Origin of the sequence: Streptomyces sp. LaBMicrA B280 (genome assembly GCF_049222185.1) — a bacterium.
Taxonomy (GTDB): domain Bacteria; phylum Actinomycetota; class Actinomycetes; order Streptomycetales; family Streptomycetaceae; genus Streptomyces; species Streptomyces murinus.
On the sequence record NZ_JBMJCT010000076.1, the window covers coordinates 1 to 1,847 of the forward strand.

Annotated in this window: 1 protein-coding gene; it reads right to left on the reverse strand. The window is 37.3% G+C overall.

Annotated features, from left to right (window positions below; all coding sequences use genetic code 11):
• Positions 1 to 724: 724 nt before the first annotated feature.
• Positions 725 to 1,702: a replication initiation protein RepM gene (repM, locus tag ACLF5H_RS37290; protein ID WP_421680410.1), complete on the reverse strand. Its 978-nt coding sequence runs from the start codon at positions 1,700 to 1,702 to the stop codon at positions 725 to 727.
• Positions 1,703 to 1,847 lie beyond the last annotated feature (145 nt).

A 1,847-nucleotide genomic window follows, 5' to 3' on the forward strand; every position in this document is an offset into this window, starting at 1 on the left:
TTAACCACATATTAAATCAAGAGGGTTTAACCACAAGAAAATATTAGTAGTTAAAAGGTAACTAAACGTGGGGATATGGGTAACTAAACGTGGGGATATGGGTAACTAAACGTGGGGATATGGGTAACTAAACGTGGGGATATGGTCGCTGTAAGCCTTGCTATACGGGCTTCTTAGGCATCGGAAAAGCTTTTAAAAGCATTTAAAAGCATTTAAAAGCCAATTTTTCATGAAAATTGCCCTATGTTTTCGCTAAAGCTCAAACTTTTTTGACTTCGCTATGCTCAGTCAGGGGCAATTTTTAGCAAATGACGGAGAAAAATCAGAAGAAATCAAAAGCAAAAAGATTTTTAAGCAAGGATACACAAAGGGTACTTTTTCACTGACGTGATAAATTCCCACTCCGTGACCTTGTTCAGGGGCAAGCCCCCGAAACCCCAACAGCAAAAGCAAGAGCAAAGGCAATAATGGCACTCGCTTCGCTCGTGTCCTCTCAAAAGCAAAAGCTCACGATAGATAAAATTATCTAGCAGCCAATATCTTTAAAAGCGGTTTTCAGAGGGGGGAATTATCGAACTTTCATTGTGTCGCTCGTAGACACTCGCTAATTACTTTCCTTGAGAAACAAAAAAGCGTCACTACAAAATAAGTAGTGACGCTTTTTGAAACGTATTAACAGCAATGCTTTCAAGCACAATTTTCTACGTGATTGCCACGTGACAGATTAAAAAACTACGCCCATTGTTTCTAATTTGTTTTGCCAAGTATCTGCAATATCGTCTGATGTAATTTCGCTTTGAATACGTTTCATCATCTCCAGTGGCGATTCATTTCCATGTTGAAAACGGCTTGCTAGGTTATTTTTAGCAATTGCCCCTGTGATCGCCCTTACTCGTTTGTCTAAATCACTCAAATTTGAGTTTTCAGGCTGTTTTACAAGGTTTGCAGGGATTTCTACGGTTTTTTGCTTAGAATCGCTCAAATCGCTGTTTTTTGGCGTTTCCACCTCTGTTTTCTTCTTCTGCTTAAACTTGAATGAAAATCCTGTAATCAATCGCCCTTTTTTGTGTTGTTCATAGCTTGCTGTGATGTCTGTATGTTCGTTGATTTCTTTTAATGCCATATCAAGTACACGAATTTTAAAATGATCCATCCGTTGATATTCATTAATTCCTATACCTAATTGATCTCTAAAATTATTTAGTTCAAAAATCGGTGTTTTACCAATACTTTTCCATTGAATGAGTAGTTCATACAATCTAGCTGAATACACGCTGGTTAAATTTGCTGTTTGACCAATTAAATATTGAGTGAAAAATTCTTGTACGCCATCAATACGACTTATTCCATCAACAACAGCCATAGTAAAAACTAGTTCTATTGCACCCTCATCATCAAGGTAACGAACCTGCTGTATCCATCGGCTTTTAACTAATTTTCCTTCATCATCAAAATAGCTAAACCTCCGATTAAACAAGGTATCTTCAGCACTTTTCATACGTTGATAAGCATTTTGTCGTGTTGTGTTGAAAGCTTCTGCATAGCGCATCGCATCAATACGTAAAGGTTTATTTGTGCTTAGTCCAGTTCCTGTTTCTCGTGCATCAACTATAGCTAGTTGAACAATGTGTAGTTCAGCAAGTGTTAGCATCTGAAATGCTTGATTCAAGCGATTTGTTTTTACAACTAAATTTTTGCTCATAATCGGGTAACTAAACGTGGTTTTAACCACATATTAAATCAAGAGGGTTTAACCACAAGAAAATATTAGTAGTTAAAAGGTAACTAAACGTGGGGATATGGGTAACTAAACGTGGGGATATGGGTAACTAAACGTGGGGATATGG